At 59.2% G+C, this 23,911-nt stretch carries 21 protein-coding genes, 1 tRNA gene and 1 pseudogene; 13 read left to right on the forward strand and 10 right to left on the reverse strand.

The window, feature by feature from the left end; genetic code table 11:
- From QD461_RS12985 to QD461_RS13000, 4 genes are all read right to left on the reverse strand, one after another.
- Positions 1-390 (reverse strand): ACT domain-containing protein (locus QD461_RS12985; RefSeq protein WP_414088136.1); only part of this gene is annotated, 390 nt, incomplete at its 3' end.
- A gap of 190 nt (positions 391-580) precedes the next feature.
- A complete protein-coding gene (locus QD461_RS12990) occupies positions 581-1,606 on the reverse strand; it encodes an acyltransferase family protein (protein WP_414088137.1) in 1,026 nt (341 codons plus the stop codon).
- A gap of 37 nt (positions 1,607-1,643) precedes the next feature.
- Entirely contained in the window at positions 1,644-2,888 is a 1,245-nt protein-coding gene (locus tag QD461_RS12995; protein WP_414088138.1) for a hypothetical protein, read from the reverse strand.
- Between the two features lie 121 nt (positions 2,889-3,009).
- Entirely contained in the window at positions 3,010-4,089 is a 1,080-nt protein-coding gene (locus tag QD461_RS13000; RefSeq protein WP_414088139.1) for a glycoside hydrolase family 5 protein, read from the reverse strand.
- Between the two features lie 188 nt (positions 4,090-4,277).
- Here QD461_RS13000 and QD461_RS13005 point away from each other — a divergent pair, with 188 nt between their 5' ends.
- Both QD461_RS13005 and QD461_RS13010 read left to right on the forward strand, forming a co-directional pair.
- Entirely contained in the window at positions 4,278-5,951 is a 1,674-nt protein-coding gene (locus QD461_RS13005) for a GumC family protein (RefSeq protein WP_414088140.1), read from the forward strand.
- Positions 5,952-6,163: 212 nt separating this feature from the next.
- Complete coding sequence (locus QD461_RS13010; RefSeq protein ID WP_414088141.1) at positions 6,164-8,146, forward strand: polysaccharide biosynthesis protein; 1,983 nt, start codon at positions 6,164-6,166, stop codon at positions 8,144-8,146.
- 119 nt (positions 8,147-8,265) lie between these two features.
- Here QD461_RS13010 and QD461_RS13015 read toward each other — a convergent pair whose 3' ends face one another.
- Positions 8,266-9,003 (reverse strand): glycosyltransferase family 25 protein, encoded by a 738-nt coding sequence (locus QD461_RS13015; protein WP_414088142.1) that lies wholly within the window; start codon positions 9,001-9,003, stop codon positions 8,266-8,268.
- A 361-nt stretch (positions 9,004-9,364) separates the two neighbouring features.
- Between QD461_RS13015 and QD461_RS13020 the strand changes: the two genes are divergently transcribed.
- The 6 genes from QD461_RS13020 (at position 9,365) to QD461_RS13045 (ending at position 15,294) form a co-directional block, all read left to right on the forward strand.
- Positions 9,365-9,697 carry a hypothetical protein gene (locus tag QD461_RS13020; RefSeq protein WP_414088143.1) on the forward strand — a complete coding sequence of 111 codons (333 nt, stop codon included), beginning with the start codon at positions 9,365-9,367 and terminating at the stop codon, positions 9,695-9,697.
- Between the two features lie 199 nt (positions 9,698-9,896).
- The gene (locus QD461_RS13025) at positions 9,897-11,054 is read left to right on the forward strand and encodes a Gfo/Idh/MocA family protein (RefSeq protein ID WP_414088144.1); all 1,158 of its coding nucleotides are present in this window, start codon (positions 9,897-9,899) and stop codon (positions 11,052-11,054) included.
- A 13-nt stretch (positions 11,055-11,067) separates the two neighbouring features.
- Entirely contained in the window at positions 11,068-11,955 is an 888-nt protein-coding gene (locus QD461_RS13030) for a carbohydrate ABC transporter permease (protein WP_414088145.1), read from the forward strand.
- A complete protein-coding gene (locus QD461_RS13035; protein WP_414088146.1) occupies positions 11,952-12,809 on the forward strand; it encodes a carbohydrate ABC transporter permease in 858 nt (285 codons plus the stop codon). The genes QD461_RS13030 and QD461_RS13035 overlap by 4 nt, the downstream gene beginning before the upstream one ends.
- A gap of 34 nt (positions 12,810-12,843) precedes the next feature.
- Positions 12,844-14,073 (forward strand): ABC transporter substrate-binding protein, encoded by a 1,230-nt coding sequence (locus tag QD461_RS13040; protein ID WP_184710947.1) that lies wholly within the window; start codon positions 12,844-12,846, stop codon positions 14,071-14,073.
- 87 nt (positions 14,074-14,160) lie between these two features.
- Complete coding sequence (locus QD461_RS13045; RefSeq protein WP_414088147.1) at positions 14,161-15,294, forward strand: ABC transporter ATP-binding protein; 1,134 nt, start codon at positions 14,161-14,163, stop codon at positions 15,292-15,294.
- A 173-nt stretch (positions 15,295-15,467) separates the two neighbouring features.
- On the opposite strand, the gene QD461_RS13050 is transcribed toward QD461_RS13045, so the two are convergent.
- The 3 genes from QD461_RS13050 to QD461_RS13060 are packed head-to-tail and all read right to left on the reverse strand — an operon-like array spanning position 15,468 to position 18,545.
- Positions 15,468-16,571, reverse strand: coding sequence for a D-TA family PLP-dependent enzyme (locus QD461_RS13050; protein WP_414088148.1), 1,104 nt, complete (start codon positions 16,569-16,571; stop codon positions 15,468-15,470).
- A 1-nt stretch (position 16,572) separates the two neighbouring features.
- Positions 16,573-18,048 (reverse strand): M81 family metallopeptidase, encoded by a 1,476-nt coding sequence (locus tag QD461_RS13055; protein WP_414088149.1) that lies wholly within the window; start codon positions 18,046-18,048, stop codon positions 16,573-16,575.
- 11 nt (positions 18,049-18,059) lie between these two features.
- Positions 18,060-18,545 (reverse strand): hypothetical protein, encoded by a 486-nt coding sequence (locus QD461_RS13060; protein WP_414088150.1) that lies wholly within the window; start codon positions 18,543-18,545, stop codon positions 18,060-18,062.
- Between the two features lie 280 nt (positions 18,546-18,825).
- Here QD461_RS13060 and QD461_RS13065 point away from each other — a divergent pair, with 280 nt between their 5' ends.
- The 5 genes and pseudogenes from QD461_RS13065 (at position 18,826) to QD461_RS13085 (ending at position 23,273) form a co-directional block, all read left to right on the forward strand.
- Entirely contained in the window at positions 18,826-19,689 is an 864-nt protein-coding gene (locus QD461_RS13065) for a MurR/RpiR family transcriptional regulator (RefSeq protein WP_414088151.1), read from the forward strand.
- Between the two features lie 209 nt (positions 19,690-19,898).
- A complete protein-coding gene (locus tag QD461_RS13070) occupies positions 19,899-20,675 on the forward strand; it encodes an SDR family oxidoreductase (protein ID WP_414088152.1) in 777 nt (258 codons plus the stop codon).
- Between the two features lie 25 nt (positions 20,676-20,700).
- Positions 20,701-22,620 (forward strand): annotated as a pseudogene (locus QD461_RS13075) (beta-N-acetylhexosaminidase).
- Positions 22,621-22,643: 23 nt separating this feature from the next.
- Positions 22,644-22,994, forward strand: a complete 351-nt coding sequence (locus QD461_RS13080) for a hypothetical protein (RefSeq protein ID WP_414088153.1) — start codon at positions 22,644-22,646, stop codon at positions 22,992-22,994.
- 12 nt (positions 22,995-23,006) lie between these two features.
- Complete coding sequence (locus QD461_RS13085) at positions 23,007-23,273, forward strand: DUF982 domain-containing protein (protein ID WP_414088154.1); 267 nt, start codon at positions 23,007-23,009, stop codon at positions 23,271-23,273.
- Positions 23,274-23,330: 57 nt separating this feature from the next.
- Here the strand turns inward: QD461_RS13085 and QD461_RS13090 are convergent, their stop codons facing one another.
- Complete coding sequence (locus QD461_RS13090) at positions 23,331-23,459, reverse strand: hypothetical protein (protein WP_414088155.1); 129 nt, start codon at positions 23,457-23,459, stop codon at positions 23,331-23,333.
- A gap of 351 nt (positions 23,460-23,810) precedes the next feature.
- Positions 23,811-23,895 (reverse strand) — tRNA-Leu (locus QD461_RS13095).
- Between the last annotated feature and the right edge of the window lie 16 nt (positions 23,896-23,911).

The raw sequence follows: 23,911 nt of genomic DNA on the forward strand, positions 1-23,911 counted from the left end.
GACCACGACCTTCTGGTAATCGAAATGGTTGGAGACGACACCGACGATGTCGATCGGCAGGGCGCCGATCTTCCAGCGATAGAGCAGGTCATTCAGGCAATGGCCGAAGCGCGACACCATCAACAGCACCTTCATGCGCTTCTTGCTGTCATGGAATTCGGCGACCATGGCGAACTTGTCCGAGATCGGCTTGAAGCCTTCGACCAGCGCCGCCTCGCCGACGCCCTCCTCTGAGATGAAGGAGACACGCATGAAGAACATGCCGGTATCGAGATCGTCGAACTGGCTGGAATCGACGATGTTGCAACCCTGCTCGGCGAGATAGTTCGATATTGCCGCCACGATCCCGCGCGTCGACTTGCACGCCACTGTCAGTACAAAGCTCTTCATATCTCTAACCTCATTAAGCGGCCCATTGCTGCCGCTCGCTTAGCGCAATCAACCGGCGGGGAAAAGCTCCCGATCCGAACATGGGACAAAGCTTAGGACAGGCCGTGGAAAATTCCGTTCCCATTGCGCCCTTAAGCCGCGTATCCCCGTCGTCCTGAGAGAAGACGGGCTGAATTTGGCGGTAAAACGATCAGGCGGCGAACGCGCGCTTCCGTTTCCACTTCCGCCAGCGGCTGGGTGTCGTCAGCTCATGGACGATGGCGCCGCCGAGTGCCGAGAAGAGTATGCAGCAGCTGACGAAGATCGGGGCATTGGCCAGAATGTCGATATTCAGGTGTACGCAGACGACGCGCAGGATAGCGAGCGTGAAAGCATGCGTGATGTAGATGCTGTAGGAGGCATCGCCGAGATAGTTCAGCGAGCCGATCACCGGCAGCTTCGAAAAGTCTATCGACACGGCCGAATAGACGATGACGATGGCCGGAATGCCCCACATGTAGGAGCGTGTGCTGGCTTCGCACAGCGTCTCGTTGATCAGCAGGAACGAGAACCCCATGACGAGCGCCGGCCAGGCGACCGTCTGCGGCAGTAGGACCTTGTCGAGATAGAGCTTGGCAAGCAGCACGCCCGCCAGGAATTCATAGATGATCGGATCGCCATAGAACTTAGCGGCGGTCAGATCGCCGGGCAGTATCCGGCAGAAGACGATGATGGCCGTCATCGCGCCGAAGAGCGCGGCCAGGCGCCATTTTTCGCGCACGAGCAACAGCAGGCCGAACACGAAGTAGAAGAACATTTCGTAATTCAGCGTCCAGCCCGGCACGACCACCGGCACAGTCAGCGTCGGGTCAGCCGGATTTTTCCAGGGAAGGAAGAACAGCGAGGCGATGACATGCGGAAACTCGAACACCGTCGATTTCAGCAGCGTCGGAGCTACCAGTGCGACAAAGGCGGCAAACAGGGTCGCCAGCCAGTAGAGCGGCACAATGCGCTGGATACGGCGCCAGTAGAAATCCAGCGGGCGTATCTCGCGCCCTGCCGTCGTCAGCCACATCACGAAGCCGCTGAGCACGAAGAAGATGTCGACGCCGGTCTCGCCAAAGAGATGGAAGACCGTCTGGAAGCCGGGATCGACCTTCGGCACCTGCAGCACCGAATGAAAATAGACGACCATCAGCGCGGCGATGGCGCGCAGATACTGCAGCTGGACAAGCATCCCGATCCTCACGCGGCCGCGGCCGATGCAAATACGCTCAGCCCGGCACTCGACTTCCATTTAGATTTTCCGACCGCACGCGAACGGTGCGCGGATTTTCCGAAACGCGCATGTAACCGACGAGCAGCCAGAGCAACCCGGCAATCTTGATGGAAAAGATCGCCGTGCCGCCAATCATCATATTCAGAAAAATGAAAAGAGAGAGTGAATGGGTGCAGCGTCTTTGCGCCGGCGATGTTCCGGCAGGATAGAGGCAGACGAAGAGCCAGAAGACGATCAGACCGAAGATCGTCGAGCCGTATATGAGGTAGACGTAGCCGCTATCGGCGAATTCGCTGATGCGTGAGATCGACAGGCCGAGCATGGACTGGATGTCGAGGTCGAGCATCTTCTTGACGGTGACGCCGATACGCCCGGTGAAATTGTCGCCGACCTCATCCGGCTTCATGAAATGCACGAAGAAGCCGATGAGGATGATAAGCGGCATGAGGATGAGGTTGAACGCTTTCGGAATTTTGGGAAACAGAAAATAGCCGGCGATGCTGACGAAGGAAAAGATCAGCATGGTGCGGGTGTCGTTGGTGAGCAGGATCAGCAGCACCGTCGACATGCACAGCGCCTTGTCGATCTTGCCGAGCTTCGGCCAGAAGGAGAGCAGATATATGACCGAGACGCCGCAGAAATTGGCAAGCGACACCTGCTCCAGAAAGATTGACGAGGACCGATGGTCGATGAGACCAAAGGAGAAGCGCCCCTGAAAGCCCAACGCATTAGCAAAGAGGCCCGTCGAGTTGAAGCTCATCTGCTTGATGCCGCGCGTACTCTCGAAATATTCGGCGGGATGGAAGAGCGTAACGTAAAACGGCGTGCTGACGACTTCGCAGACGAGGAACAGCAGCACCATAAAGGAGGCGATGCGGAAGATAAGCTTCACCGTCCGTTCGCTTGCCCAGCTGCCGATGCCGGCAAAGGCGAAAATGATGAGCACGTTGCGGAACTGATCGATAAAGGTTAGGCGGTTGAAAACGGTAATATAGATCGTCACGATCAAGGTGAAGACGAGGAACAGGACGAGCGGCAGATCTTCCTCGTAGATGCCCTTCTTGAAAATGAAGGCCACGCTGGAGATCATCATAAGCCCCTCGCAGAGCACGACATGCGTGACCGAAAGCTGCATCACGTTGTGGTTGATATAGGCGAGAATGCAATTGTAGAGCACCGAAAACAGCGTGATTGCCAGGATCGGATAATCGAGGCGTTGTTTATCGGGGAGGCTCTTCATCTACTGTCCAGGGCTGCGGCGATCTTCCAAGACCGCCATAACGATGCCGGCGCAAGGATATCAGCCACGTGATTCGCGACAAAGCGCTATCCGTTCGCATTCCATCGGCTGCCGCGGTTGATCAGCCGGCCGGCTTGACGGCGGCGCAGCTCGGAGCAAGCGCTGTCTTCCTACCGGCCGCGGCGGTGATCACCTTCATCTGCGGCCGGTCCTTGCCGTCACGCGGTTGGACGTTCAAGGGTTCCTGCGGCGGCCACCACTCACCGGCCGCCCAATAGCTCCAGCCGAGCCAAACGTCGCTGTTATCGGACATGATGCCGAAAACGGTTTTCAGGCCATCGAGGCATGGTTCGGTTCCGGGCACGCCGAATTCGCCAAGAAAGCCGCGCTTTCCGTTCTGGCGCAGCCAGCTCGTGACGTCGGTCAATCCCTTCTGCGCGGAAGCGCTGCCGTCGCAGACCGGATGCGTTCCTGAACTGTCCGCGTCGAGATACTGATGGAACTCGAAGGCGTAGAAATCGAGGGGATCCTTGACGCCGAGCATGACCGTGCCATTGGCTCCACCGCCCAGCACGTCGGTGGACCAGCTATGCGCGCCCGACCAGTTCGTGCCGGGGACGAGGATGAGGTTGCGCGCACCAACGGTCCGGATGCTGCGAATGGCCGTATTGGCGGCTTCCAGCCAATCTGGCGCCTTGATATCGTGCGGCTCGTTCATCAGGCCGAACAGGACACCCTTGCGATTGGCGAATTCGATGGCGAGCCGCGCCCAAAGGTCGCCGAATGCGAGATCGGTAGCCGGTGCCTGGGTCAGCTGCGTCTTGTCGTAATAGCCGAAATTATGCGGATCCAGCACGACGGTCATGCCGTGTTTCTGAATGAGATCGACGGCATCTTTCAGCCGCTGCAGTTCCGCCCCGTCGAAAGGCTGGCCGAGCACCGGCTGCAGACGCTCCCAACGGAAGGGCAGGCGTACCGTATTCATGCCCCTGGCAGCAAAGTAACGCACCGTCGCTTGCGAAGGATAGGTGAAGTTGACGCCGGGCACGCCATCGCGATCGCCGTATTCGGCGCCGGAGAGGTTGATGCCGCGATAGCAGAGCTGAGAGGCGGCAAGACCCTTGCCGGTCGGCAGGAGGAGCGCAATGGTCACCGTTGCAGCGAGCAGGCAATGCAGCAGTCTCGACTTTGGTCCGGCCATGGCCCGCTCCCGCTTTGAAGGAGCCATGTTCATAGGGACCATCCTCTTGAACAATGATGAATGTGAGCCGCGCGCCGCGCCCGTATGATGAGTTCCTGCGACTGTCCTTAACAGTCCGTTAGCCAAACATTTCTAAACTTGCGGCATCTGCCGGGTGCAACTTGCCCGCGGAGCGTTGAAAGCCTGACATGAGCTCAATGGAACGAAGCAAACGATCGGACCAACTTCCGGGTTGGCGTGGCATTGAGCCGTATGACGAGTCGCGTCAGGGCTTTCGTCCGCGCAGCCCGGTGCTGCGTCCGCGCGACTTCGTCGCCGAAGCCGAGCCGGTTGCCGATGTTCAGCCGGCCGAGCCGCCGACAAGCACCACCGTTGTTCAGGAAAAGCTCCAAGCCAAACGCGAATCCGAGGCTGAAGCGATCGTGTCCCCGGTGGCGAAGCCGATCGTCGCGCCGACGGCAGCTCCAGCCATGGAGGTGCCTGTCCTACCCGCATCGCCGGCCGAAGTTCAGCCGACAGAGAACATCGACGGACCTTTGCTGGATTTGCGCAGTGCGGTCCGCGCGATATGGGGTAAGAAGAAGCTGGTACTTGCGCTGGCGGTCGTCGGTGCCGTTCTCGGCGCAGGTGCCATTCGGCTTGTGCCGCAGAAATTTTCCGCCACAACCAGCCTTTATTTCGATCCTCGGCCTGCCGGCAACGCCGATTCCGGGCAGCAGGCGCCGACGGCTCCCGAACTGATCCTGACGATGATCGACAGCCAGACGCAGATCCTGTCCTCGGGCAAGGTGCTCGGTCACGTCGTCGATGTTCTGAAACTGGATCAGGATCCGCAGTTCAACGGTGGGGCAACTGGCGATACCGCCAAATCCATCGCAACGGCGGTTCTGGCTAAGGCCGCGCAGATCGCCCGCGAGGCGAGCACCTATGTCGTGACTTTGAAGGTGACGACGCGCGATCCGCAGAAATCGGCGACGATTGCCAACCAGCTCGTCTCGTCCTTCATGGAGGAGGAGAGCAAGGCGGCGGCAAGCAGTTACAAGACCAGCAATACTGCGCTGGACAGCAGGCTCGACGATTTGCGCCGGCAGGTGCTTGCCGCTGAGAAGGCAGTCGAAACCTATCGCGCTGACAATGACATGGTCGCCGTCGAGGGCAATCTGATCTCCGACAAGCGCCTGACCGCTCTGAACGACATGCTGGTGACAGCCCAGCAGAAGACGATTGAGGCCAAGGCACGCGCCGATGCCGCCGGCAAGCTGAGCTTTGAGGATGTCGTTTCCAACAATCCGGCAGCTAGCGCCGGATCGACGGCATTGAGCAGCCTGCGTCAGCAATACGCGGCGCTTGCCGCCAATGTCGGCAGCCTGCAAAGCCAGCTCGGTGCCCGCCATCCCCGCCTTCTTGCCGCCAAATCCTCGCTGGAAAGCCTGGGGGCGGAAATCCGTAACGAATTGCAGCGGCAGATGGCCTCGGCCCGTGCCGAATACGAGCAGGCGCAGAGGGCCGAGCAGGACATCGCCAAGGAACTGACGGTGCAGAAGGCCTCTCAGGTCAATACGTCGGGCAAACTCGTCGGCCTCAACGAACTGCAACGCAAGGCCGCTGCCGCACGCGATCTCTACGAATCTCTCCTGAAGCGGTCCGGCCAGACGAGCGATGCGCAGGATCTGTCACGGAGCAATATCCGCGTCATCTCGGAAGCCGAGCCGCCGCTGACGGCGGACGGGCCAAGCCGAAAGGTGATGATGATCGCCGGGCTGATTGCCGGCGCGATCTTCGGCGCAGGCATGGGCATGGCTTTCGCCATTCTCGTTAGCCTCTTCAGGCATCCCGTCGTTCGCAGCTATCTCGGTAAGTAAGCCCCTCTCATCTTTCTGCGCCTAGGGCGTATTGAACAACGAGGATGCAATTGTGCGCCGGCTGTTCTACATGTAAAGCGGCGCTGGATTGAATTGAGACCCGCTAATGAATGTGTGATGCGATCATTGTGCGTCATACGGCGTATTGTGAGACAACTTATGCGAGAGATGCAGCGTAACGCTTTGATCACCGGTGCCAAGGGGAACTGACCATGGTGCCTGCGGATAAGCTCGTCCTGCCGTTTCTGGCATTACCGCGCTCCACGAAGCGTGCGCTTGCCTTGCTTGTCGATGCCAGCCTTTGCGTGCTGACGGTCTGGTTCGCCTATTGTCTGCGCCTTGACGATTGGGTCATTCTGGAAGGCATCGAATGGTTGCCGGCCATCGTCTCGCTTCTCGTCGCCATCCCCATCTTCATCGTGCTGGGTCTCTACCGCGCCATCTTTCGATATGCGGGCCTGTCGGCTTTCATGACCGTCGTGAAGGCCGTGGCAATCTACGCGCTCGCGTTCATGACAATTTTCACAGCGATCAGCGTGCCGGGCGTGCCGCGTACCGTCGGCATCCTGCAGCCCTTGTTGTTGCTGATCTCCATCGGCCTGTCGCGCATGTGGACGCGCTATTGGCTCGGCAATGCCTATCAGCGGCTTCTCAACCGCAATCAGCTCGCCAAGGTATTGATTTATGGCGCCGGCGCCTCCGGCCGTCAGCTTGCCGGCGCATTGGCCAATAGCGCTGAGCTGAATGTGGTCGGCTATCTCGACGACGATAAAAACCTGCATGGCAGCATCATGGGCGGACTGCCGATTTACGACCCGGCGGACCTGCTGGCACTCGCGCTGTCCGGCGAGATCAAGGGCGTGCTGCTAGCCTTGCCGAACGCCACGCGCCAGCGCCGCAATGAAATCCTCGAAGACATGCGCAAGGCGCGCGTCACCGTGCGCACCATGCCGGATTTGACGGCGCTGGCTCAAGGCCGTGTCGCCGTCTCCGACCTGCGCGAACTCGACATCGAAGATCTGCTCGGCCGCAACGTTATCGCACCCGATCGGGCGCTGATCGAGAAGAATATCCACGGCAAGGTGGTCATGGTGACCGGCGCCGGCGGATCGATCGGCAGTGAACTTTGTCGCCAGATCCTGAAAAACGGCCCTTCGTCGCTGTTGCTGGTGGAGCAGAGCGAATTCGCACTCTATGCCATTCACGGCGAGCTTGAAAAATCGATGGCCGCTGCCGGTCACGCCGATATTCGAATCATCCCCTTCCTCGCTTCCGTTCGTGACGATCAACGTATCCGGCAGATCATGGAAGCATGGCGGCCGAAGACGGTCTACCATGCCGCCGCCTATAAGCATGTGCCACTGGTCGAATACAATCCTGTCGAAGGTATCCGCAACAACGTGCTGGGAACGCAGATCACCGCCGAGGCTGCCCGTGATCATGGCGTCGAGCATTTCGTATTGATCAGCACCGACAAGGCCGTGCGACCGACCAACATCATGGGGGCCAGCAAGCGGTTGGCTGAAATGGTGCTGCAGGCCATGGATGCCGATCGCAAGGCAGATGCCCCCAGCACGAATTTCGCCATGGTCCGTTTCGGCAATGTGCTTGGTTCGTCGGGTTCCGTGGTGCCGCTCTTCCGCCAGCAGATCCGCGATGGCGGCCCGATTACGCTGACGCATCCCGAGATCACCCGTTATTTCATGACTATTCCCGAGGCGTCGCAGCTCGTCATCCAGGCAGGAGCCATGTCCGGAGGCGGCGATGTCTTCCTGCTCGACATGGGCGAGCCGGTGCGCATTGCCGATCTTGCCCGTCGGATGGTGGAATTGTCCGGCCTGACCGTGCGGGACGCGGACGAGCCGGATGGCGACATCGAGCTTGAGATCACCGGGCTGCGGCCTGGCGAGAAGCTCTACGAGGAGTTGCTGATTGGCGACAATCCGCAGCCGACGAGCCATCCGCGCATCATGCAGGCCAAGGAGGACTTCCTGCTGTGGCCTGAGCTGTCGAAGCGGCTTGCGGCGCTTGAGGCGGCGCTGAACGAAAACGACATACCTCTTGCAAGAACCCTGCTGGAAAAGCTTGTGTCCGGTTATGCGCCGAGCAGCGAGGTGGTAGATCTGGTCTATCGCGAACGCGAAATGGACCTTGTCATCGATAGGCCGGATCTCGACAACGTCGAGCCGCTATAGCATCGTTCGGGTCGATCGCTGGGGCCTTCACCCGAATTGAGCGGAAGCAATAGAAGGGAGCCGCTAAGCGCTTCCACCCGGTATCCGTCTATTGGACGTCTTTCTGGTATGTCTGTTTATTAGCGACTGCCGACGGCGTAACGCCAACGGCGCAGCTGGTCGCATGTGCGGAACCAGTGTGTCGACATCCGCAGCAGGAAATGCCGCTTCACGGCTCGATAATGCGCGCGGTTACCGATAGTCGTATCGGATCGATACGGGCTGAACTCTGCGAGATTTTCCAGTGTCGCAAATGTTCCGATGCCGGTAGACCAGCCGCGTTCGAGAGCGACATCGTAGGGAAGCAGCAGCGGCTTCAGTGTCACCAGCAGTTTCATGGCTGCCTTGCGGTCGACGATGTAGCAGGCCGCCGACCCCTGTGGGCCATGCATGCAGCGGCCAATGACATCGTGCTCTGCTGTCTCGCACACTTGCTTGAAGCCGACCAGGCGGTGGTTGACGAGTTTGACGAGMCCCGTCCCGCCGATACTATCCATTGCAGCGATCGCTCGCGGGATCAGCCTTTCGTTCAGTTCGATGTCGTCTTCCATGATGATAGCCATCCTGTCGCCTGTGGCGACGAATTGCTCCAGAGCGAGCAGATGGCTGCGATAGCAGCCGTATTCGCCAGGCAGAAGCTTGCGTCCATTATGATAGATGAAAGACTTCTGCTGAAAATCGACGCGATCCTGATCGGCGACGGCTTTGCCATCGATGCCCGGAATTCGGGTAATGTCCAAATCAAATTCCGCAGCCTGACTGCACAAGCGCTCCCAGCGATCGGGTGAGCGATCGAGGTTGATGACATAGACGCGCAAGGGCTGAACATCGTCGTCAGCAAGCGTAGAATCTATCGGGCGAGGGGTGCGATCTATCTGTTCGAGAATGACTTGTTACTCCTACAAACAGAATTGGCGCCGACAGCAACTAAAATTGCGATATTTCTACTATATACCATGCCTATGAATTGTCGCAAATCGCCACTTCTCGTCAATGTTGCATTCGCGGATAAAAGCACGTTATTCGATGTAACGAAGCGTGAATATGTCCATAGATCTGTAAGGCGGCGCCTTCTCTCGATTGTGATGGCCCAGGAGTTGGCGTGCCGGGCGGGCCTTACTATATTTCAGCTGTGTTGCGCATCCATTGCGTAGACATGGGTGAAGGAGCGTCGCAGTCATGTGGAATAAATCGAAAATCGCCGTTGCAGCCCTTTTGCTTGCAGCTGTGACGCCTGTGGCGGCATTGGCCGACAACCCGCTTCTTCCCAAGCCCTATGTCGCGCCGGTCTACCCCTACAAGAACCTGCCGGGTGTGACCGCGCCCAAGATGGCTGCCGACGAAAAATTTCAATGCCGCACGACCCCCCTGTATTCGGATGAGTTCCAAAGAGGCTTCTACTATCGTGGATTGCCGCGTGTGGGCTATGTGTGCGAGCAGAATGGGGTCATTTCCAGCAGCACCAGGAAGCCGAACAATCAATTTTGGCAGTACAACGACCTCGACAGGTGAGATGCTGTAGGCGTGCCTGCTGAAATAAGCGGCAATGCATCCAAAACGAGCGCAGCTTCATATTTGAAAGATGCGCTTTTTTAGGCGCCTATCTGAAAATAAATTTCATGTTTTCGTGTAAATGCGTGAACGTCGTTGACGAATGCGAAAATTTGCCCCAAGATTACGAAAATAAATTACGTAATGGGAACTCAAAAGTATGCGAGTTGGAATCATTGGGCTAGGGTTCCGCCTAGGGTATCTGGGCTATGTGTTCAAGGCGATCGATGAGAGCTTCGAGATTGCCGGATATGTTGATCCGGAACCGGCGGGCTTGCCTGGTTTGATCGAGAAGGGGATATCGGCTGGAAAGGCCTATGCTACTCCTCAAGAGCTGATCGCCAACGAAAAGCTCGATCTGCTGATGATCGGTTCGCCGAACCATATGCATCTCGATCACATCCGCATCGGCCTCGAGGCCGGGCTGAAGATTTTCTGCGAAAAGCCGATCGTGTCAACCATCAAGGATAGCATCGAGCTTGCTCGTTTGATGGCGAAGCACGGCCATGAGCGGCTGATGGTCGGTCTCGTGCTGCGATACTCGCCCATGTATCGCGATCTGCTGGTCGCGCAGGCCGAGGGAAAGCTCGGTCACGTCGTGTCGATCGAGGCCGCGGAGCATATCGAGCCCTATCATGGCGCCTTCTTCATGCGGGATTGGCGCCGCTACCAGCACTATTCCGGCAGCTTCCTGCTGGAAAAATGCTGCCACGACCTCGACCTATATAATGGCGTCGTCGGTGCTCGTCCCGAGCGCGTCGCAAGCTTTGGCGGCCGCAAGACCTTCATTCCGGAAAACGACCCCGCACGCGAAGGGATCAATGATCTTGAGCTTTTCCATCGCAAGCCGAGTGGCTGGATGGGGTCGGACAAGGTCTTCGACAGCGATGGTGACATCATCGACTACCAGGTCGCGATCATCGAATATGCCAACGGCGTCGGCATGAATTTCCACACCAATCTGAACGCGCCGGACCAGTTCCGCCGCTTTGCCATCATGGGCTCGCGCGGCATGGCCGAGGGCGACTTCATTCGCGGCTATTTCAACGTTCACGAGGTGCTCACCGGCAAGAAGGTGATCGGAAATACCTACGCGGCCACCGCGCTTTCGCAGCACTACGGCGCCGATGAGCAGATGGCCGCCGACATCGTCTCGCATGTTAAATTGGGCCAGCATCTGCCTGTCTCCACCTTGAATGCGCTTGAAGCGGGCATTCTGGCGCTCTCGATAGACGAGGCACGCATGAAGAAAACTGTTGTCGATCTCCGGCCGATATGGGACGAATTCGACGAAGCGCTCTATGCAAAAGTAGCCTAGGGAGGGGCGTAAGATGGGTGTTCAACGCAGCACAGTCATCTTCGCTTGGCTCCTTCTTTTTCCGGCCCTTCTCTATGTCGCCGTCATCGTCGCCTATCCGCTAGTCGACACCATTATCCTTTCCTTCACCGACGCGTCGTTGAAGAAGGCGACGAACTGGGTTGGTTTCGAGAATTACGCCAAGATCTTCAATGAGACCTTCGCCTCGGTGATTGTCCGGACGTTCATCTGGACGTTCTTCTCCGTGTCGATCAAGATGATCATCGGCACGCTGGGTGCGACTCTGATGAACTCCGCTGTTCCCGGCAGGTCGCTCTTCCGCGTGCTGATCATGCCGCCCTGGGTCGTGCCTATGGCGATCGGCATCTTCATGTGGGGCTGGATGTACAACGGCCAGTTCGGCATGATTTCCGGCCTGCTGCAGCGTTTCGGCATCGTCGATAGTCCGGTGGCGTTCCTTGCCTATGGCAGTTCGGCCTTCTGGGCAACGATCGTCACCGACGTCTGGATCGGCGTGCCGATGGTCACGCTTTACATGCTGGCCGCCATGCAGGCGATCCCGAATGATCTCTACGAAGCCGCCTGGACGGATGGCGCCGGTCGCTTCTATCGATTCCGCCGCATCACGCTGCCGCTGCTGGTGCCGTCTCTCGTCACCATGTCGATGCTGTCGCTGATCGCCACCTTCAACTCCTTCGACATCATCTGGATCCTGACCCGCGGCGGCCCGAACGGCGAGACGACGACGATGATCATCGATACCTATCGCACCGCGATCGGGTCCTACAAATATGGTGAGGGTGCTGCGCGTGCGGTGCTGATCTGCATCTTTCTGTCGCTCTTCTGCCTTGCCTATTTCCGCCTCACCAGCCGCTTTTCAACGGGAGCGAAACAGCGATGAGCAAGTCTTCGATGATCCATCGCTACAAGTGGTACGAGCTTATCGGCATTTATGCCGGGATCCTGCTGTTCCTGACCTTCGTGCTGGCACCCTTCGTCGAAGGGTTTCTGGTCTCGCTGAAGCCGCTCAGCCAGCTCTTCTCATCGCCTTACCGCTTCATTCCTGAGAACGGCTCGTTTGCAGCTTATCGCACGATGTGGACCAGCGTGCCCGGCTTCGGCTGGTATATCTTCAACTCGTTCCTGATTTCCGGTGTGAGCACAATTATCGTGCTGATCCTCGTTGTGCCGGCGGCCTATGCCTTCGCGCGTTTCGAGTTCAGAGGCGCCGGCCTGCTGCTCGGTGCCTTCCTGGCGGTCAACATGTTCTCCGGCGCCGTGCTATTGATCCCGCTGTTTCGGCTCATGCGCTCCTTCGGCCTGCTGAACACCTATTTCGCCATGATCGTACCGGGTGTCGCGTTCCTCATTCCCTCGGGAATCTGGTTGCTGCGCACCTATATGATGCGAATTCCGAAGGAGCTTGACGAAGCGGCCTTTGTCGATGGCGCCAGCCATTTCTATACGCTGCGACGCGTCATCCTGCCGATCGCGATGCCAGGCATCACGGTCGTCGCCATTACCACTTTCATCGGTTCCTATGCGCAGCAGTTCATCTATGCGCTTACCTTCAATTCGAAGACGGAATACATGCCGCTGCCGGTCGGGCTGTTTGCCTATTTCGGCCGGCAGGAGGTCGTCTGGAACGAACTCATGGCCGCAAGCTTCGTCGGTATCGCGCCGGCGCTGGTCGTGATCTTCTTCCTGCAACGGTATCTCGTCAGCGGTCTGACCGCTGGCGCGGTGAAGCAATAAAACCAATCTAAAACCAGAGAACGGGAGCTTAAACGTGACATTCCATTTCAAAACGGGGCTTCTCGCCCTTGCTTTGCTCGGCTCCACGGCGCTTGGCGCTGTGACCGCCCATGCGGCTGATAAGGAGATCAGCTGGATCTACTGCGGCGACAGCATCGACCCGATCCATGTGAAATACATCAAGCAGTGGGAAGAGAAGAATCCGGGCTGGGCCGTCAAGCCTGAGGTCGTCGGCTGGGAACAGTGCCAGGACAAGGCAACGACGCTGGCTGCTGCCGGCACACCGGTCGGCCTGGCCTATGTTGGCTCGCGTACGCTCAAGCAGTTCGCTGACAACGATTTGATCGTTCCGATCCCGATGACGGACGACGAGAAGAAGGCCTATTATCCCGGCATCGTCGGTACGGTAACCTTCGACGGAAAGCAGTGGGGCACGCCTATCGCCTTCTCGACAAAGGCGCTCTACTGGAACAAGGATCTGTTCAAGAAGGCGGGTCTCGACCCTGAGAAGGCGCCGACAACCTGGGCCGAGGAAATCGCCGACGCCAAGGCGATCAAGGAAAAGACCGGCATTCCGGGTTACGGCCTGTCGGCCAAGACCTTCGACAACACCATGCACCAGTTCCTGCATTGGGTTTACACCAACAACGGCAAGGTCATTGATGGCGACAAGATCGTCCTCAATAGCCCCGAAGTGCTGGCAGCCCTCCAGGCTTATAAGGACATCACGCCTTACTCAGTCGAAGGTCCGACGGCTTACGAGCAGAACGAAATGCGCGCCATCTTCCTCGATGGCAAGGTCGGCATGATCCAGGCCGGCTCCGGTGCTGCCGCTCGCTTGAAGGAAACGAAGATCAACTGGGGTGTGGCACCGCTGCCGCTCGGCCCTTCTGCCAAGGGCCAGGGCACGCTGCTCATCACCGACAGTCTTGCTGTCTTCAAGGGTTCTGGCGTCGAGGACAAGGCAGCCGAGTTTGCCAAGTTCATTACGTCGCCCGGCCCGCAGGGCGAGTACGAACTGCAGGGTGGCGCCGGCCTTACGCCTCTGCGTCCGTCGGCGAAGGTAGACGAGTTCGTCAAGAAGGACGCTTCCTGGAAGCCGTTCATCGATGGCATCGCCTACGGTGGTCCCGAGCCGCTCTTCAAGGACTACAAGGGCTTCCAGAACGTTATGATCGAGATGGTCCAGTCGGTCGTTACCGGCAAGGCTCAGCCTGCGGATGCCCTGAAAAAGGCGACTGCTGATCTCGAGCAGTACAAGTAAGAAGCCTGCAAGTAACCGGGCCGCGCGCATTGCGCGCGGCCTTTCGAGCCCTGCCCGCCTAGTAGCGGCGCCGCGCGGAGACAGAGTTTGGGAAAGCTGCACCTTCATCAGGTCAAGAAATTCTACGGTCATTTCGAGGTCATCAAGGGCGTTGAGCTCGACGTAACGGACGGTGAGTTCATCGTCTTCGTCGGTCCGTCCGGCTGCGGCAAGTCGACCTTGCTGCGCATGATCGCCGGCCTCGACGAGGTGACCAGCGGCGACATCATGATCGATGGCGCCCGAGTAAACGACCTGCCGCCCGTCAAGCGCGGCATCGCCATGGTCTTCCAGTCCTATGCCCTCTATCCGCATATGTCGGTGTTCGAGAACATCGCCTTCCCCTTGCGGGTCGAGAAAATGGCGGAAGACAAGCTCAAGGCTAAGGTTGAGCATGCCGCCCGCATCCTGCATCTCGATCAGCGTCTGCATCAGAAGCCCGGCCAGCTTTCCGGCGGCCAGCGCCAGCGTGTAGCCATCGGCCGCGCGATCGTCCGCGAACCGAAGATCTTTCTGTTCGACGAGCCCTTGTCGAACCTCGATGCTGCCTTGCGCGCCGACATGCGCATCGAGCTGGCCAAGCTGCATCACCAGCTGCAGGCGACGATGATTTATGTGACCCACGATCAGGTTGAAGCCATGACCATGGCCGACCGGATCGTCGTCCTCAATGCTGGCGAGATATCGCAGGTCGGTGCGCCGCTGGAGCTTTATCACAAGCCGGCAAATACGTTTGTCGCCCGCTTCATCGGCAATCCGAAGATGAATTTCCTGTCCGTGACCTGCACCAATGTCAGCGAAGCGGGTGTCGAGATAGACTATAAGGGGCAGAAAGCCGTTCTGCCGGTCAAGCCACGCGAGGGAGCCGTCGGCAAGCAGCTGACGCTGGGCATTCGTCCCGAGCATATCCTGCTCGGCGATGGCGACCTGACATTGACCGTCGTGCCGACAGTGGTCGAGCATCTCGGTGCGCAGACGGTTGCCTACGCGTCTGCAGAGGGCATTGACGAGAACTTCTGCGCCACGCTGTCCGGCAGCGCCGCCATCCGCCTGGACGCGCCGCTGAAGACCGGCATGCGTATTGGCGACTGCCACCTCTTCGATGAAAACGGCCAGGCTTTCGAGCGTCGTGTCGAACTAACCGAGATCGACATGGATATTCTGAGTTCCTCTGCGCCATAGCGTTCGAATTGCATCGAGCTGACGCCACCAGGTCAGCACTTCCAGGAAGTGCTGACCTGCTCTGGCGGATCCTGTTATTGGCTGGCTCAGGGCCGAGCGGAGGATGTGACCATTAGACAAACGAAAACGGCGGCCCGAGGCCCGCCGTTTTCTTTGAAGCAGGATATTTCTGCCTACCAGACGAGGCCGCGTGCAGCCACGTCCTCGACGCGCGTCACAACGCCGTCGCGGTGGAACACCATCTGGTCGAACAGATTGGAAACCACGCAGGTGTGGTTGGGAATGATGCGGATCTTGTCGCCGATCTGAGGGCGGGCGCCCTTGCAGTTCGTCAGATCGATCACGCCATGCTCTTCGGAAAGGCCCTTGATGACGGCTTCCGGATATTCCACCACATGGCCGTAATCCGCAAAACCGAGCAGGTCCGATGTCAGTGCCTTCGAACCCGCGTCGATGACGGCGCGGTCTTCGGTCGGGCGGGAGACGATGGTGGCGAGGATGTGCATGGCGCAATCCTCCTCGCGGCAGTGACCGGCGCGAACCATGGATCGGTCGTTATAGATATAGGTACCCGCACGGTGTTCCGTGGCAGCCGGCACGAGATGCGCCTCAAAAAGGCTCGGCGTGCCGCCGTTGCTGACGATCGGGCAGTCGATACCTTCCTTCTTCAGAAGCGCGACGGACTCGGCCAGGAAGGCCTGTGTTGCCGCGGCATTGCTCGGCTTCGGATAGCTCATCAGGCCGCCAAAGACGAGGCCTGGCTTGCCGGCGATATGCCTGCCGAGACTGGCTGCCTGTTCCGGCGTCTGCACACCGCAGCGGGCACCGCCGGTATCACATTCCACCAGTACCGTCAGTGGCTTGCGTTCGGCAAGCCAGGCGGAAAGCCCATCGACAGTGACGGTGCTGTCTGCAACGACCTTCAGGCCGGAGATGCGGTCGTTCAAGGCCGCGAGGCGAACGAGCTTCTCGGCACCGAGAATATTGAAGGTGATCAGGATGTCTTCGAAACCAGCATCGGCGAAGGCCTCCGCCTCTGTGATCTTCTGGCAATTGATGCCCTTGGCACCGGCGGCGACCTGGGCACGCGCCAGCGCGGGGATCTTGTGCGTCTTGATATGCGGACGGAAGTTCAGTCCATGCTGATCCATATAGGATTGGACGCGGGTGATATTCCCGGCCAGCCGATCTTCGTCGATGATGGGGCGTGGCGTGGAAAGCTCTTCAATCCGGTCGCCGGCTTTAGGGCTGACTTCGGAGGCGATATCGTGTGCCATATCAGGCGTCTTTCTGTGCTGCCGCATGGGGATCGGCCACCATGGGCCAGATGTCTTTCCGCGCACGGCGATAGGGGGTGCGAGCTGGATTGTTTGGATAGGGCGTCCCGGCCGAGCAGTAAAGGATTTCCGCAGCAATCCTCGAGAAAGATGCATAGAAGTGGTTGGTCGATTTGATGACCAGGATCTTCTTGGCCGTCGGATCGATGCCCATGACGGAGAAAAGGCTCGGGTCGAAGCTCTGCGCGCGCGTCGAATTCAGGATGATGTCGACGCCGTCGAGCTGGATATGCGCAGCATCGCCGAACGGCGCAAAGCTCTCGCCGAAACGCATCTCGGCATTGCTGACAAGGCGCACGATCCTGACGTGGCCGTCGATGGGGTTGCCCGTGCCCGGTGCCGATTTCGCCCCGAAGCGCAGCGGAATTTCCGCACCTTCGCCAGCCGCCATGCAGATCTGAACCGCCATCGGATCCCAGATCGTGCCGATCGCGGTGTCGGTAGCGCCGCGGTCGAGCAACTCCTGCAGAATGACGGTTGCGTCGCCGGCTGTGCCGCCGCCCGGATTGTCCCAGACATCGGCGATAACGACCGGGCCGGCTGTCGCCGCCATGGCCTGGCTGACAGCCTGCTTCTCGTCGATCTGCGGCATGATGAAGGTGCCGCGTTTGGAGAAGAGTTCCAGCCCTAGCTCGCGCGCGATCGCTAAACCCTTATCCGGCTTATTATCGGTTACGACCAGCAGCTTGGTGCCCATTTCGGGAACATCGCCGGCCATGAAGCCGTGAATGACGGAGATGGAGAGAATGTCGGCATCGCTCTTCTCCATCGCCATGATCTTGTCGACGAAGGAGCGCATCGGCTCGCGCGAAGTCGGGAAGACATCGATCATGCGGCAGTCGAAGACCGACATGACCGGCTTGATCCGGCCCTCGAGCGTATCGATGGCGAGCCGCCAGAGATCTTCGGCGCGATCGACGAAATCGGTGTGCGGGAATTCTTTGAAATAGACGAAGAAGTTCGCGGCGGCGAGGCGCTTTGCCGTCAGGTGGCTGTGCGGATCAAGCTCGGCGCAGACGAGGATGTCCGGCCCGACGATTTCGCGGACGTGCGACAGGAAATCACCCTCGGTGTCTTCGTAGCCATCGGCGACCATGGCGCCATGCAATCCGAGCACGACGGCATCGACCGGCATCGCCGCCCGCAACTGGTCGAGGATTTCGTCCCGCAGCTCTTCATAGGCCCGGCGGTTTACCAAACCTGCCGGATCCGCCCAGGTGGCGGTGCCTTCGATCACTTCCCAGCCCTTCTGCACCGCGATCTGACGGCCCACAGTGATCGGGGCGGAGCAGAGCGTCGGTGTTTCCGGGTGCATGCCCGGCGGCGCATAGAGAGATGCCTCGAATGCGCGCCGGTCGATGCAGATGGGGGAGAAGGTGTTCGTTTCGGTCGCTAGAGCCGCGGTGAAAATGCGCAATGCTGTCGCCTCTATTCCATTGGGTTCGGCAGGTAACCGGTGAAACCGCTGATCTTCCACTGTCCCTGATGCAGGCGGCAATAATAGAGCGTCTGCCATTTCATGACGTCGATGCTGCCGTCCGACTTCTTCAGGCTGCCATCGAATTTCTTGCGAACCAACGCCATATCGCCTTCGATCTCGATGTCTTCGAGCGTCGTGGTGGTGAAAATGGCCGTGCGCGTATCCTCAGCGAAGGACTGCGTCGCGAAGTCGCGTGCCTGACGCAGCCATTCGTCGCGATAGGCAACGAGCGTGGGGAAGGCGAGGCGCCACTTGTCGGGGCTGATTTCGCGCTTGCCGTCGATGCCGATGAAGCCTTCTTCAACGAAATCGCCCGCTACCATCGACCAGTCGGCGGCCAAAAAGGCATCGATATCACGCGGGACGAGCATCTCCCAGATCGCATGCCTGGCGGCATCGCTGACAGGGAAGGGATTCTTGAAAGGATCACGCATTGTATCCGCCGTCATTTAAATTCTTTTCATGATTTTCGATTTTCACTGGTCAAATTCTGCTTTCTATGGTCATTTGTCAACGTATCAAGAAAATAATTTGCAGGAATCATATGATGATCGTCATGCATATGGCTCCCGTCAGATGGGCGTAAACGGCAAGCCGCGCCCCCTCGCACACTCGTAGACCGGCATCGATGACGAATTGCGAGATTGAGATGGTTTGCATCACTTATTAAGTGTCGGACGTTTAGAGCCCAGCGACAGAATAAAGGGGAAGCTGATGGATATCTTCACGACCATGCAGGACGAGAGGGGTCGGCTTTCTCAATCGGAAATCCGCATCGCCGACATCGTCCTCAACGACTTCGAATTCGCCGTTAACGCGTCCATCATCGAGCTGGCCGGCAAAGCCGATGTCTCGCCGCCTACAGTGACGCGCTTCTGTCGTCGGCTCGGCTGCGAGAGCTTCTCCGATTTCAAGGTGCAGCTGGCCCGCACAGCCTATGTCGGCATGCGTTATCTCAAGCCTGAGCCGAAGAGCATTGCGCCTGCGGATGTCGCCCAGGACATTATTACCAAGGCGCAGAACGCGCTCTTCCTGTTGCATCGCGGGCTTGACGTGGTGGCGATCGAGACGGCGGCAAACCGGATTGCCGGTGCGGAGATGATTTATGCCTTCGGCTCCGGCGGCAACTCGTCGATGATCGCCAGCGAGATGCAGAATCGCCTGTTCCGGTTGGGCCTGCGTATTACCTCGAGCTCCGATCATAGCATGCAGCTGATGATGGCCGCGGCGGCCAAGCCGACGGATCTGTTGATCGGTTCGTCTTTCTCCGGCCGCAATACCGAACTGGTGCGCGCCTTCACGCTCGCGCGCGAAGCCAAGGTGCCGACCATCGCGCTCACGCAGAGCGGAAGCCCTGTGGCCGATGTCGCCGATGTCACCGTGCCGATCGATCTACCTGAAGGTGACAACATCTACAGGCCGACATCGACCCGCATCGCCTACCTTGCCGTGCTGGATATTCTCGCCAGCCTCGTCGCCTATCGTCTCCGCCCGCAGGCGACGGCGACATTGCGCCGTATCAAGCAACAGCTCGTCACCCATCGCGACGGCGACGACCGTCAGCTTCTCGGGGACTAAAGCAATTACAGCAAAAATGCGCGGCGCCTTTGCGTGCGGAATTGCGGGAAACAACAAGTTGGGGCGGTTCAGATGTCCTGTGAGAAGCTGAACCGCTTCAATGCGAACCAGGAATACTGCGTCGCGGCTTCTGCGCGCAGGTGCGTCGAAAACAACGAGAGACAGTGGCGGATGCCCGCCGCTCGGGAACTTGATAAGAGGAAAGCCATATGAGTAAATCCGTTGCCATCGTGACCGGGGCCGCAGGCGATATCGGCCGCGCCATCGCAAAGCGCCTGGCCGATGACCATGATGTCATCCTGCTCGTCGATGTCGACGAAGCCGCTGCGCAGAAGGCGGCGCAGGCGCTCGGGTCGACCGAACGTTTCGTCGTCTTCAAGGCGGATATCACGAGCGAGATTGACACGGCCGCAATGGCGAAGGCGGCATCGGCCCTGGGCGCTCTGAAAACGCTGGTTAACAATGCAGGTGCAGCCCGCGCGGTCAGCCTACATGATACGACGCCGGAGATCTGGCGCACCGACAGCGCCCTCAATCTTGAGGCCGCATTTCTCTGCTTCCGCGCCGTCGAGGATATGCTGAAGGCATCGAAGGGTTCGGTGATCAATATCGCCTCCGTCAACGGCATGGCCGTTTTCGGTCATCCCGCTTACAGCGCCGCCAAGGCCGGCCTCCTGCATTTCACCAAGCTCGTCGCCGTGGAGTACGGCAAGTTCGGCATCCGCTCGAATGCGGTTGCGCCGGGCACCGTGCGTACGCAGGCTTGGGAAGCGCGGGCGGCCGCCAATCCGAATGTCTTCGAGGAAGCGAAGCGCTGGTATGCGCTGCGCCGCGTCGTCGATCCCGTCGATGTCGCCAATGCCGTTTCCTTTCTCGCAAGCCCGCTTGCTTCGGCCATTACGGGAGTGTGCCTGCCGGTCGATTGTGGTCTGACGGCGGGGCAAGCTGAGCTTGCGCACACCTTCACACAGTCTGATCACTATTGATGCCCGTCGCCAAAGGGGAATCTTGATGCAGTCCGCTGCCTATCATCTCGAAAACACATGGTCTCCCGAGGGCGGAAAGCATGGTCGGCTGACCTTGACGCTTTTCAATTTCTCAGGTGCGCCGCTTTCGAATTTTCGCCTCGCCTATACGACCTTGACGCGTTTCATCGATCCGAAGATCTGCGAGAATGCGGTCTTCGTGCGCCGCAACGCCAATTTTCATGAATTCGCGCCGCCGGCCGGTCTTTCCCTGGCTCCCGGAGAGAGCTGGACGTTTACGGTGTCCAGCCTGCACCGCGTTGCCAAGCATTGCACGGACGGAGCCAAGTCCGCGTATATTACGCTTGAAGACGGGAGCCATATCAATGTGTTCACGTCGGATCTGCTGCTTGAGGGCCGCACCAGCGAGCCACCGCCGGTGCTGCTGCCGGAAGGCAGGCTGGAGCTTCCCTTTGCCATTCAGCCTTGGCCGGCATCCATCGATGTCAAGCCGGGCGAAGGCTTCCCCGTCGCGCTCTATCCGACCAAGGGAACCGATGCTGCGAGCGTAAAGGCGCTTGCGACCGCGCAGGCGCACTTCCGCCGACTGTTTCCCACCAGCCACATTCCCTTCAGCCTTGTCGCTGCGCCACAAGGCAAGGCGCTGCGCTTTGTTGAGCGGTCGGCACTCGCTGCGGAGGCTTATGAGCTATCCTTCGGGGCGAATGAGATCACGCTGGCTTTCTCTGATGATGCCGGCCGTCTCTATGGCCTGACGACGCTGGCGCAGCTTCTGGACGGCGCACGGCGTGAGCCCGGCAAGTTCCGTTTCCCGGCATCGGGCAGCATCGCCGATCAGCCGCGCTACGGCTGGCGCGGCTGCCATCTCGATGTCTCCAGGCAATTCGTGCCGAAGGTCGATGTGCTGCGCCTGCTCGACATTCTCGCCTGGCTGAAGCTCAACATCTTCCATTGGCACCTGACGGACGATGAGGCGTGGCGCCTGGAAATCCGCGCCTATCCGCAGCTGACGACTTTGGGCGTCCTGCGGGGACCGGACGAGCCACTACTGCCACAGCTCGGCAACGGCGCTGAGCCTGTCGGTGGTTTCTATTCGCAGGATGATGTCCGCGAGATCGTCGCCCATGCCTCCGCGCTCGGCATCGACGTCGTGCCGGAGATCGATATCCCTGGCCACAGCACAGCGACCCTTGTCGCTCTGCCTGATCTGGCGGACGGGCAGGAAGCGCCGGAAAGCTATCATTCCGTTCAGGGCTATCCGAACAACGCGCTGAACCCGGCCATCGAGTCGACCTACGAGTTCCTCGCCAAGGTCTTCGACGAAATGGTAGAGCTTTTCCCCTCGCAATATCTCCATATCGGCGGGGATGAGGTCGCCAATGGTTCGTGGCTCGCTTCGCCGTTGGCGCGCAAGCTTATGGAGAAGGAAGGCATTTCGGGCACCTTCGCTCTGCAGTCCTATTTCCTCAAGCGGATCAAGGCGATGCTCACCGAGCGCGGCCGCAAGCTTGCCGGCTGGAACGAAGTCGCCCATGGCGGCGGCGTCGATCCGGAAAGCACCTTGCTGATGGCCTGGGAAAAGCCTGAGGTCGGCATCGAGCTGGCACGCGACGGCTATGAGGTCGTAATGACGCCCGGCCAGGCCTATTATCTCGACATGGTACAGGCCGATGCCTGGCAGGAGCCGGGCGCGAGCTGGGCCGGCACCGTACCGCCAGCCCATACCTATGCCTACGAGGCGGAGGGCGATTTCCCAGAAGAGCTGAGGCATCTGATGAAGGGCGTGCAGGCCTGCATCTGGCAGGAGAACTACACCTCGCGCGATTAATTCAACCGGCTGGTCTTCCCGCGGCTGCCCGCCATTGCCGAGGCTGCCTGGACGCCGAAGGCACAGAAGGATTGGCTGCGCTTTGCCGCCATCGCCCCGCTGAGCCCGAAGCTGTAACTCCGGCCGCATTTGCGTGGTCCGTGGCAGCAGTGCAGCTGACAGGGTCGCGCGCTCATATTCTGGATTGCCTGCAGGCCGCCGAGGGAAGTCTCGGCGGCCTTTTCCTATCCGCGATGAACGGCAGAAAAGCGGTTAGGACATGCCACGCGCCCGTCGGCTTGATCGTACCGATCGCCCGCTCAGTTGCCTTGAACGCCTCAGTAAAATCCCGACGAAACATTTTCGACCCAGGAACATCCAACCTTGCACGACGTTATCGAGGCGTCATCCGAGGCAAGGAGCGAAACCCGATGGACTATTATGTGACCATGGCCGCGTGCGCCGGCACCGGCTCATTTCTGATCGCAGCGCTGATGGCGCTCTATGGGTGAGGGAGGTTCAGCATGGACAATGGTGATTGGAGAAGTCCCGTCATCCTCAAGCTTGGTGGGGTTGGCCGTTTCGCGATCATCACCAACGCGCTCGATGCAGCCAATTGCATGAGTGAGGAATGGCCGGCCGAAGGCGGACCGGCGGCGGACGAGGCCGTCCTGGTGTGCCTGGATGCCGTCCTCGGCAAAGTCTCTGCCGAAGAATCGAGAGAGGCCTTTCTTGAAGCGGCGCGGGAGGCCGGGCTGTACGTCAAGACGGAGACGGATAGTATCCACTAGATCAGCCGACGTGAGGGACTGAATGAACACCCCTCAGTGCCGAAACGCCGCGGCCGGCTAGATCAGCCAGAAAATCACGCCGAAGACTACGATGAACGCGAGGATGGAACTCATCATCCTCGCCAGCCCCTGGTTAACATTGCCGTCGCCAACAATCAGATCGTACCAGTCGCTCTTGTGGTGCATCGAAAATCCCTCAAGGTTTCCCCTATTAGGTCGCCGTTTTCGCAGCAGTCAACCGCCTAACGCTGATCGGGTGGCCGCAGCCGTCGGCTTCGGCAGCTCCGTATGGGCGACTCCGTTGGGGTGGCGCTCTTATCGCGGAATTGGGTTTCCGGGGCGCTTTCGCACTCATCTTGTTTCAGGATGTTGCGGACCGATACCAATATCCGCCGCAATACTGCCAAGCTCGGATTTTGTCACCCGAGCCAATTTCAAGACAAACCCTAACACCCGCTTCCGGTTTACCGGAAGGGTGTCAAAGCGATTTATTGATCTTGAAAAGATTGAGAAATCTACGTTTCTCAGGAAAGGAAATGGTGCCCAGAAGAGGACTCGAACCTCCACGCCTCGCGGCACAGGTACCTGAAACCTGCGCGTCTACCAATTCCGCCATCTGGGCGACGGACACGCATGTA

The sequence above is a fragment of the Rhizobium sp. BR 314 genome, from assembly GCF_047445805.1.
Lineage (GTDB): Bacteria > Pseudomonadota > Alphaproteobacteria > Rhizobiales > Rhizobiaceae > Rhizobium > Rhizobium lusitanum_B.

Coding starts and splice junctions, on each gene's coding strand:
- QD461_RS13030 (WP_414088145.1), top strand. CDS start 11,068: ATGGGTGTTCAACGCAGCACAGTCATCTTCGCTTGGCTCCTTCTTTTT.
- QD461_RS13020 (WP_414088143.1), top strand. CDS start 9,365: ATGTGGAATAAATCGAAAATCGCCGTTGCAGCCCTTTTGCTTGCAGCT.
- QD461_RS13060 (WP_414088150.1), bottom strand. CDS start 18,545: ATGCGTGATCCTTTCAAGAATCCCTTCCCTGTCAGCGATGCCGCCAGG.
- QD461_RS13035 (WP_414088146.1), top strand. CDS start 11,952: ATGAGCAAGTCTTCGATGATCCATCGCTACAAGTGGTACGAGCTTATC.
- QD461_RS13025 (WP_414088144.1), top strand. CDS start 9,897: ATGCGAGTTGGAATCATTGGGCTAGGGTTCCGCCTAGGGTATCTGGGC.
- QD461_RS13085 (WP_414088154.1), top strand. CDS start 23,007: ATGGACAATGGTGATTGGAGAAGTCCCGTCATCCTCAAGCTTGGTGGG.
- QD461_RS13065 (WP_414088151.1), top strand. CDS start 18,826: ATGGATATCTTCACGACCATGCAGGACGAGAGGGGTCGGCTTTCTCAA.
- QD461_RS13090 (WP_414088155.1), bottom strand. CDS start 23,459: ATGCACCACAAGAGCGACTGGTACGATCTGATTGTTGGCGACGGCAAT.
- QD461_RS13000 (WP_414088139.1), bottom strand. CDS start 4,089: ATGGCCGGACCAAAGTCGAGACTGCTGCATTGCCTGCTCGCTGCAACG.
- QD461_RS13005 (WP_414088140.1), top strand. CDS start 4,278: ATGAGCTCAATGGAACGAAGCAAACGATCGGACCAACTTCCGGGTTGG.
- QD461_RS13050 (WP_414088148.1), bottom strand. CDS start 16,571: ATGGCACACGATATCGCCTCCGAAGTCAGCCCTAAAGCCGGCGACCGG.
- QD461_RS13010 (WP_414088141.1), top strand. CDS start 6,164: ATGGTGCCTGCGGATAAGCTCGTCCTGCCGTTTCTGGCATTACCGCGC.
- QD461_RS12995 (WP_414088138.1), bottom strand. CDS start 2,888: ATGAAGAGCCTCCCCGATAAACAACGCCTCGATTATCCGATCCTGGCA.
- QD461_RS12990 (WP_414088137.1), bottom strand. CDS start 1,606: ATGCTTGTCCAGCTGCAGTATCTGCGCGCCATCGCCGCGCTGATGGTC.
- QD461_RS13070 (WP_414088152.1), top strand. CDS start 19,899: ATGAGTAAATCCGTTGCCATCGTGACCGGGGCCGCAGGCGATATCGGC.